The organism is Streptomyces globisporus, assembly GCF_003501885.1.
Taxonomy (GTDB): domain Bacteria; phylum Actinomycetota; class Actinomycetes; order Streptomycetales; family Streptomycetaceae; genus Streptomyces; species Streptomyces globisporus_D.
Genome location: NZ_QWFA01000039.1, coordinates 25,411 through 33,727, shown reverse-complemented (window position 1 = coordinate 33,727; position 8,317 = coordinate 25,411). Strand labels below are relative to the sequence as shown.

The window sequence follows — 8,317 nt, the reverse complement described above, 5'->3', positions numbered from 1 at the left end:
TCACCGGGGCGACGACGACGCGTGGAACATCGCCGCCCAGTCCCCCCGCCCCACCAGATCCAGCACCAGGGCGGCGATGTTCCACGCGTCGTCGTCGCCCCGGTGATGGCGGCCCTCCAGCGGAAGGCCGGCCGTCTCCAGGGCCTGGGCCATGCCGGGGCGGCGGCGCAGGCCGTACGAAGCGGTGAAGGCGACCTTGGCGTTCGTGTGGCGCTGCCCGAAGGGGTATTCGGCGCCCGTCGCCCGGCACTGGCGCGTGAACTGGTTACGGTCGTAGTCGCCCCAACTCGCCCACGGCAGCAGGCCCGTACGGTATTCGGCCGCCAACACCCGGCAGGCCTCGGCGAAGGACAGGCCGCCGTTCACCTCCGCCTGCGTCAGGCCGGTCAGCTCCGTGCAGAACGGGCTGACCTTCGAGTGTGCGGGCCGAACCAACAGCCGGTGTTTCGCCAGGCGTTGGCCCGCGAGCAGGTCGACGACCGTGAGGCCGATCTCGATGATCTCGCTGACCTGGCCGGGCGGCGGCTGCCCCTCCCAGCAGGTCGCCTCGACGTCGACCACGTTCAGCAGGTGCTCGTCCCGCTCCCCCACGTCCATGGGGCGAGCGTAGAAGCACCGCCGCCCCGGGTCATCCGGGTTTCACGGCCTCTCAGAGGTCGTCCACGTCGACGAGTCCGTCCTGGACCGCCCGGGCCACCAGGCTCGCCTTCGTCCGCGCGGGGCGGCCGACGTTCGCGTACTTGATCCGCACGCGGTCCAGGTACGAGTTGACCGTCCGTACGGAGATGCCGAGGCGCTGCGCGACCAGCTCCTTCGACTCCGACTGGAACCACTCGATGAGCACGTTCTCCTCGCGCGAGGAGAGCTGCGGGCGGTCCGCGCGGGCGTTCGTGCCCAGCGCCCCGGCCAGCGCGGGCGGCATGTAGGGCCGCTCGTCGGCTGCCGCCAGAGTCGCCTCGACCAGGTGCTCCTGGCCCTCGCTCTTGGTCAGGAAGGTCGCGGCCCCGAGGTCCAGGCAGGTGAGCGCGGTCTTCTCGTCGTCCCGCATCGAGTAGACGACCACCTGGCGTCCGGCGTCGACAAGTCTCCGGAGGCTGCTGAAGGCGGGGACGGCCTCGCCCAGTTGCAGGTCCAGGACGACCACGTCGGCCGCACTGCCCGGGGCGGTCCAGGCCTCCCGGACGGAGGCTCCCGCCGCGACCACGATGATGGGCCGCGGTGAAGCGCCGTACCACATCTCCACGCCCGAGAGGATGGCGGGATGATCGTCGATGACGACCACGCTGACCGGTGCGTCGTTACTCATGGCAGGTCAACTCCCGACGACACCGGTCTGCTCCAACTCGCTTCTGCCCACACACTTTCACCGCGTCTGGTTCTTACCACGGACACGTGCGGGTCCGCCGCACGGCTGTGCGCCGGGACGGCCGACGCCTCGGTGCGGTCGTCCGCGCAGTCGACGCCCACGACGCTCACCCGGACGGCGCCGGGGGTCCATACGACCGTCACGCGCGCGGCCGAGCGGGTACGGCCCAGCGTCACCGCCACCGGGTCGACCAGCTCTCTGCGCACCTCCACAGGCACCTCGCCCGGCCGGCCGCGCACGGCCAGGCTCACCGTCACCCCCTGGTGTTCGGCGACCTCGACGCAGGCCCGCAACTCGTTCAGCAGCGGGTCGGCGACGGCATCGCCTTCCGCGAACAGGCGGCGCATGCGGGCGCCTTCCACGCCGCACCGCAGTCTGACCTCCTCGTCGTGCGGGCTCAGCACACCGTGGCCGAGGCCCACCAGCAGCGGCACCGTCGTCGCCGTCAGCGCGCGGTAGCGCTCCTTGTGATCGCTCTGCAGGTGCTCGTGGATACGTTCCCGGGTACGCAGTTCCTCCTCCCGCGCGGCCGCCGACCCCGCCGCCGGAGCCGTGTCGCGGAGCAGATGCGTCATCAGGACACCGATGGCGAGCTGGAGGCCACAGCTGCCGACCGTGGCGATCCCCAGAACGGCCGCCTCGGCCGCGGTCGGCGCCCCGTGCCACACCACGGAGGCCGAGTTGATCCCTATGTGCGCCCCGAGGATCGCCGCGTACACCCTGACCCGCAGGTCTGCCAGCAGGAACAACGCATGCCAGCCGACCACGCCGAACGCCCAGTCCGCCGGGCCCGTCGAGTGACCCGCCGGAAGCGTGTACGCGCTCACCGCCGAGGCGGCCAGCACCGAACCCAGGCACCAGCCGCGCACCCCCGGCGGGATCCGCCGACCACGCAGCAGATGGGCGCCCCCGGTCACCGCGACGGCGACGAGGCAGACGAAGGCGGCCGTCTGCGCCCACGCGGGCTGGTACACGTCCTGGTGGGCCACCAGCCGGCGCAGCGAGATGGTGAACTGCCACACCAGGCAGATCAGCAGGGCGACCAGCTGGGACCCGTAGAGGAGCTGTCCGCGGATGAAGCGGACCGCGGCCGTGTGCTGCGCCTGGCCGCGGGGCGGGCACGGCGCTCCCGTGGCCTGGAGGACGCCGTCACCTGTCCGGGGCGCCCGTCCCCGGTCGTGCCAGCGCCACTCCACACGCGTCCCGGTGCCCGGACGCGAAGTGATGGAAGCGGTGCCTCCGACCGCGCGCATCCTGCCGACGATGGAGCCGGAGATGCCCCGGCGCCGTACCGGGACGGAGTCCGGGTCGAAGCCCCCTCCCGCGTCCGAGAGTTCGACGACGACCCCGTTCGCCCCTTCCCGCCACGCTCTGAGTTCCGCCTCCCGCACCCCGGCATGGCGTGACACATTGGTGACGGCTTCCCGGACGCCGTTGAATATCGCGAGCCCAGGGCCGGACGGCATCGCGAGCGGACCCTCGATGTGCGTCGTGAGCCGCACCCTGGCCTGCCCCTCCCCCTCGGGCACACAGCGCAGAAGCGCCGCGAGGTCCACGCTCCCCGTCTCGAATCCGGGCATGGCGGACAGCGCCTCCAGGTCCTGCCTGGCACGTGGGGGAAGCCACGACCAGTCCCGGCTGTCGCCCTGGGAGACCATCAGCAGGGTCGCGCTGGCCGTGTCGTGCAAGGTCGCCAGGTACTCGCGTTCGGTCGCCCGCCGTGCCGCGGCGACATCGGCCTCCCGGCGCAGGGCGGCCCTCACCGCGGCCGACCGGTCGGCCGCCCTGGCCCGCGCCCGGACGATGAGGTAGCCCGCCCTCGACAGCCCCACCTGGATCAGCATGCGCACCAGGGGCACCACGTCGGGGTCGTGCGCGGGTGAGGAGAGGATGTCGCCCAGGACGCAGGCGGCGCCCCCCGCCACGGCCAGGGCGACCCCGGCCGCCGGACGCGTCGCCCACTCGAACTGGAACGCGATGACGCTGATGCCGACGGCCACTTCCACCATCGCGTTCGCGCCCTCACCGCCGAGGACCGGCTGGGCGAGCCCCATCGGCGTCACCACCGCCGCGTCCAGCGTCCACAGCAGGGCGAGCGGAAGCGGACGGCGCAGCGCCCAAAGACGCAGTCCGGAGGCGAGGACGGCCGGTGCCAGCAGCGACAGCGCCCGGGGTACATCCGACGCGTCCGCCCAGACGAGGCCCAGCGCACCGCACAGAAGGACCACGGCGGACCTGAGCCACACCCCGTACCGCTCGACGGTGCGGTTCACCAGGCGCTCGCTGTTCCCCTCCTGACCCCCAATCCGCATACGGCCGAGGTTAGTTGACCGGCGAACAATCAGGACCGGTTGTGGGGCGAACGACCGGCACACCCCGCGACCGGGCAGGGCTAACGTCCCCGTCGAGAACCACACGCGAAGACGGGGAAACGGGGAACTTTTCATGCAGAGAACTCAGCACACACCTCAGAGGCGGCTCACGCTGCTTCTCGCCGCGGCGCTGTCGGCCGTCCTCACCATGCTCGCCGTCGCACCGGCCGGCGCGGCGGGCAAGCCGTCCCGGTCGAACGGCGCCGGCAACCGGGTCATCTTCGTCCACGGGCACGCCCCCTTCAGCAAGCACGACTGCACCAAGACGTTCAGCGCCGCCCGCAAGCACTTCACGAACAAGAAGTGGAAGGGGAACCTGCTCACCTTCGGCTACTACACGGGCAACAAGAAGTGCTCGGCCAATGTCACCGGCAGCCGTGAGACGCCCATCAAGGACGTGGCCAAGAAGTTCGCGCAGTACGTCTCCAGGAACTACACGAAGAAGGGCATCAAGGTCGACGTCGTAGCCCACTCCATGGGCGGTCTCGTCGTCCGCGCCGCTCTGCACTACACGCACCAGCGCGCCAAGGGCTTCCCGGAGAAGCTCTACATCGAGGACGTCGTCACCCTGGGCACCCCGCACGCCGGAATCACCAAGAGCAGGGCCGTCCTCTGCGGAAAAGCCCGGCAGTGCACGGACATGAAGGCGGGTAGCAGCCTCCTCAAGGCGCTCGGGAGCAGGATGCCGAGCAGCACCAAGTACGGCAACATGAGCACCGACTGGACCACGATCTCCTCGTACGACGACGGAACCGTCTCCGAGTCCTCCGGCATCGCCGACACCGCGAACCACGAAGTCCAGTACAAGGCCGGTATCAACCACGGCGAACTCATCACCACCACCACCGGTTCGCACAACGGCCGGATCAAGTACTCCACGACGTGGACCAAGTTCCACAAGCGCGTCTCGCCCGTGGAACAGGCACGCCTGGCGGTGTACTGGCACGCCACGACCTGATATCCGCGTATCCGCCGAGAGGCGGAGCAACGGAAGGTGCGGTCGCCCCGGCAGGGACGGCCGCACCGTCGACGCGCGTGGTCACCCGGGCTTGACGACAACGCTCCCCAAGTGGGCCTCCCCGTCAGCGAACTCGACTGCGGACAAGCCCGGTTCAGGCAGAGCACGGAAGAGCACCCAGCTCAGCACGGGCATCAGGACGAGAGGCGCCAAGGCGGTCTGCAGGGACGTGGCGTCGGCGAGGGCCCCACGGCAGGACTGGCCAGGCCGCCGATGCTGACGGTCAGACCGAGGGTGATCCCGCCGGCGGTGCCGACCCGGGGCGGCAGGTAGTCCTGGCCGAGCGTGACCTGCAACGAGAAGGGTACGTACAGGCCCGCCGAGGCCAGCGCGCGGTGACGACGGTGGCGCATCGGTGCGGCTGGTCGTCGACGAGCGCGTTCATCGAGGTCTTCCGCCGAACGTTCGGCCACACCCCGGGCTCGCATCCGGCAGGGTGAGCGGGGTGAGCCCACGCCCCGGAACCCCCTCGCGTGCATACTGCACGGACCGCTAGCGTGCAGCCATGAGCACACCCGAACCCGCGGAAACCGCACCCGTCTCCCCCGCCCACCCCAGGTTCGCGGAGGCGCTGGCCGAGCTGGGCCTCCAGGTCGAGGTACGCCGCTTCCCCGACGCGACCAGGACCGCCGCCGAGGCCGCCGCGGCGATCGGCTGCGAGCTGAGCGAGATCGTCAAGTCGCTGGTCTTCACGGCGGACGGCGTGCCCGTCCTGGTCCTGATGGACGGGTCGTCCCGGGTGGACGTCGAGCTGGTACGCCGCGAACTCGGCGCGGAGAAGGTGGCGCGGGCGAACGCGGACCTGGTCAGGGAGACGACGGGTTACGCGATCGGAGGCGTACCCCCCTTCGGCCACGCCACGAAGACCCGTGTCCTGGCCGACCGGCGCCTCCTGGACCACGCGGTGGTGTGGGCAGCGGCGGGCACACCGCACACGGTGTTCCCGCTCGACCCGAAAACGCTGATCGCGCACGCGGGCGCGACCGTCGCGGATGTGCGCGAGCCCGCCAAGTGACCCCGCTGGTCGCCCTCGCGGTCCTCACAGCCGCAGTCACGCACGCCAGTTGGAACGCCATCGCCCACGCGATCAAGGATCAGCTGCTCTCCTTCACGCTGATCTCCGGCGGCGGTCTGCTGATCGGCGCGGCGATGGCCCTGTTCGCCCCGTTCCCGGCGGCGGCCGCCTGGCCGTACCTCCTGGTCTCGGCCGCGCTGCACGTGGCGTACATGATGCTGCTGATGCGCTCGTTCACGCTGGGCGACTTCGGGCAGATGTACCCGATCGCCCGGGGCACGGCCCCGCTGGTGGTGACGGTCCTGGCGGCGGTGTTCGTGGGCGAGCGCCCGGACGCCTGGGCCACGACGGGCGTGGCGGTGGCCTCGGCCGGCTTGGTCGGCCTGGCCCTGTGGGGCATCCGGGGTTCCGGGAAGCGCCCGCACTGGCCGGCGATCGTGGCGGCCCTCGGCACGGGCCTGGCCATCGCGGGTTACACAACGGTGGACGGCGTCGGGGTCCGCGCTTCGGGCACCCCGCTGGGTTACGTCGCGTGGCTGATGATCCTGGAGGGCCTGGCGATCCCGGCGTACGCGTACTACCGCCGCCGCTCCGAACTCGCTTCCCAGCTCCGCCCGTTCGCGGTACGCGGCCTGCTCGGCGCGGCCCTGTCGGTGGTCGCGTACGGCCTGGTGCTCTGGGCCCAGACGAGGGCCCCGCTCGCCCCGATCGCGGCGCTGCGCGAGTCGTCGATCATCGTGGGCGCGGCGATCGGCACGCTGTTCTTCAAGGAGCGCTTCGGGGCTCCGAGGATCGCGGCGGCAGGGCTGATGGTGGTGGGCATCGGCCTGATGCTGCACACGAGTTGATGCCCCTCACCCCCTCCGTGAAGGAAGGGGGTGAGGGGCATCAGGAGCGGTCGGATCAGACGGTCGCCTTCGCCGTCTCGTCGTCCGTGTCTCCGCCGGTCTCGTCGGAGCCGCCCGCCTTCCGCACCCGCACGTACTCAAGGAAGCTGTTCAGCTCACGCTTGACGACGGGGGCGAGGAGGTACAGGCCGATGATGTTGATGACGGCGAGGGTGAAGAGCACCGCGTCGGCCAGGTCGATGAGGGTCTGCAGGGTGAGCAGCGACCCGGCGACGGCGAACAGGGTGTAGAGGGACTTGTAGACGGTCTCGCTGGTGCGGCTGCGGCCGAAGAGGTACGTCCAGGCCTTGAGGCCGTAGTAGCCCCAGGTGAGCACCGTGGAGAACGCGAACAGAATCACCGCGACGGTCAGGACGTACGGGAACCAGGGCAGCACGGTCTCGAACGCGTCCGAGGTGATCGTCACGCCGCCGATGGACTCACCGGCGCGGGCCTCTTCCCAGCTCGCGGGGTTGGCGATGACGATGGTCAGCGCGGTCATGGTGCAGATGATGACGGTGTCGATGAACGGCTCCAGCAGGGCGACCAGGCCCTCGCTGGCGGGGTGCTTGGTCTTGACCGCGGAGTGGGCGATCGGCGCGGAACCGAGACCGGCCTCATTGGAGAACGCGGCGCGCTTGAAGCCGACGATCAGCGCACCCAGGATGCCGCCCGCGACACCCTGGGGGTTGAACGCGCCCTCGATGATCTTCTCGATCGCGGCGGGCACGGCGGTGACGTTGACGAGGATGACGACGAGGCACGCGGCGATGTAGATCCCGGCCATCGCGGGAATGAGCCGGCTGGTGACCGAGGCGATGGAGCGGATGCCGCCGAGCAGCACGATGCCGACGAGCGCGGCGACCAGGATGCCGAAGAAGAGAGCTCCTCCGGAGGAGCCCATCGCACCGCTCTCGCCGCCGGTGACGGAGACGAGCTGGGCGTAGGACTGGTTGACCTGGAAGAGATTGCCGCCGAAGAGCCCGAAGAACAGGATCATGATCGAGGCGAGGACGGCGAGAACCTTGCCGAGGCTCTTGCCGTTCTTCCCGAAGCGCTCGGCGAGTCCCTTGGGCAGGTAGTGCATCGGCCCGCCGGAGACCGTGCCGTCGGCGTGGACCTCGCGGTACTTCACGCCGAGGGTGACCTCGACGAACTTGGTGGCCATACCGAGAAGACCGCAGAGGATCATCCAGAAGGTGGCTCCGGCACCGCCGATGGAGACGGCGACGGCCACACCGGCGATGTTGCCGAGCCCGACCGTGCCGGAGACGGCGGCGGTCAGCGCCTGGAAGTGGTTGACCTCGCCGGCGGAGTCCTTGTCGTCGTACTTGCCGCGCACCACATCCACGGCGAGCCGGAACTTGCGCACCTGGACGAAGCCGAACCAGCCGGTGAAGACGAGCCCGGCCAGCACCAGCCAGGTGACGATGAGCGGCACCTCCGCCCCGGCGATGGTGACGGAGTAGAAGACGATCCCGCCCAGCCATTCGGCTATGGGCTCGAAGAATCCGCTGACGGACTCATCGATGTTCTCGGTGATGGAGTCGAGTGACACGTTGGCTACCTCGATGGCGCTGGAGCGGCGGACTTGGGGGTGCCTTCGCCGGTCGGTGTGCGATGGGGGGATGGGCGAACGACGCTGTCCGAATGGCGACC

General features: G+C 70.3%; 7 protein-coding genes and 1 pseudogene. 3 read left to right on the top strand and 5 right to left on the bottom strand.

Annotation, left to right across the window (positions count from 1 at the left end):
- The 3 genes from D3105_RS09880 to D3105_RS09870 are packed head-to-tail and all read right to left on the bottom strand — an operon-like array spanning position 1 to position 3,678.
- Positions 1 to 597: a 3'-5' exonuclease gene (locus D3105_RS09880; protein ID WP_118902249.1), complete on the bottom strand. Its 597-nt coding sequence runs from the start codon at positions 595 to 597 to the stop codon at positions 1 to 3.
- A 52-nt stretch (positions 598 to 649) separates the two neighbouring features.
- Positions 650 to 1,306: a response regulator gene (locus tag D3105_RS09875; RefSeq protein WP_206272704.1), complete on the bottom strand. Its 657-nt coding sequence runs from the start codon at positions 1,304 to 1,306 to the stop codon at positions 650 to 652.
- Positions 1,303 to 3,678 (bottom strand): sensor histidine kinase, encoded by a 2,376-nt coding sequence (locus D3105_RS09870; protein ID WP_240646856.1) that lies wholly within the window; start codon positions 3,676 to 3,678, stop codon positions 1,303 to 1,305. Before D3105_RS09870 ends, D3105_RS09875 begins: the two co-directional genes overlap by 4 nt.
- 133 nt (positions 3,679 to 3,811) lie before the next feature.
- Here D3105_RS09870 and D3105_RS09865 point away from each other — a divergent pair, with 133 nt between their 5' ends.
- Positions 3,812 to 4,696 (top strand): esterase/lipase family protein, encoded by an 885-nt coding sequence (locus D3105_RS09865; RefSeq protein WP_240646855.1) that lies wholly within the window; start codon positions 3,812 to 3,814, stop codon positions 4,694 to 4,696.
- An 81-nt stretch (positions 4,697 to 4,777) separates the two neighbouring features.
- Here D3105_RS09865 and D3105_RS35265 read toward each other — a convergent pair.
- Positions 4,778 to 5,088 (bottom strand): annotated as a pseudogene (locus D3105_RS35265) (MFS transporter); the annotation flags it as partial.
- 173 nt (positions 5,089 to 5,261) lie between these two features.
- Between D3105_RS35265 and D3105_RS09850 the strand changes: the two are divergent.
- Both D3105_RS09850 and D3105_RS09845 read left to right on the top strand, forming a co-directional pair.
- A complete protein-coding gene (locus D3105_RS09850) occupies positions 5,262 to 5,771 on the top strand; it encodes a YbaK/EbsC family protein (protein ID WP_118902244.1) in 510 nt (169 codons plus the stop codon).
- Positions 5,768 to 6,619: a DMT family transporter gene (locus D3105_RS09845; RefSeq protein WP_118902241.1), complete on the top strand. Its 852-nt coding sequence runs from the start codon at positions 5,768 to 5,770 to the stop codon at positions 6,617 to 6,619. The genes D3105_RS09850 and D3105_RS09845 overlap by 4 nt, the downstream gene beginning before the upstream one ends.
- Positions 6,620 to 6,674: 55 nt before the next feature.
- Here the strand turns inward: D3105_RS09845 and D3105_RS09840 are convergent, their stop codons facing one another.
- Entirely contained in the window at positions 6,675 to 8,216 is a 1,542-nt protein-coding gene (locus D3105_RS09840) for an alanine/glycine:cation symporter family protein (protein ID WP_118902238.1), read from the bottom strand.
- Positions 8,217 to 8,317 lie beyond the last annotated feature (101 nt).

Coding starts and splice junctions, on each gene's coding strand:
- D3105_RS09880 (WP_118902249.1), bottom strand. CDS start 597: ATGGACGTGGGGGAGCGGGACGAGCACCTGCTGAACGTGGTCGACGTC.
- D3105_RS09875 (WP_206272704.1), bottom strand. CDS start 1,306: ATGAGTAACGACGCACCGGTCAGCGTGGTCGTCATCGACGATCATCCC.
- D3105_RS09870 (WP_240646856.1), bottom strand. CDS start 3,678: ATGCGGATTGGGGGTCAGGAGGGGAACAGCGAGCGCCTGGTGAACCGC.
- D3105_RS09865 (WP_240646855.1), top strand. CDS start 3,812: ATGCAGAGAACTCAGCACACACCTCAGAGGCGGCTCACGCTGCTTCTC.
- D3105_RS09850 (WP_118902244.1), top strand. CDS start 5,262: ATGAGCACACCCGAACCCGCGGAAACCGCACCCGTCTCCCCCGCCCAC.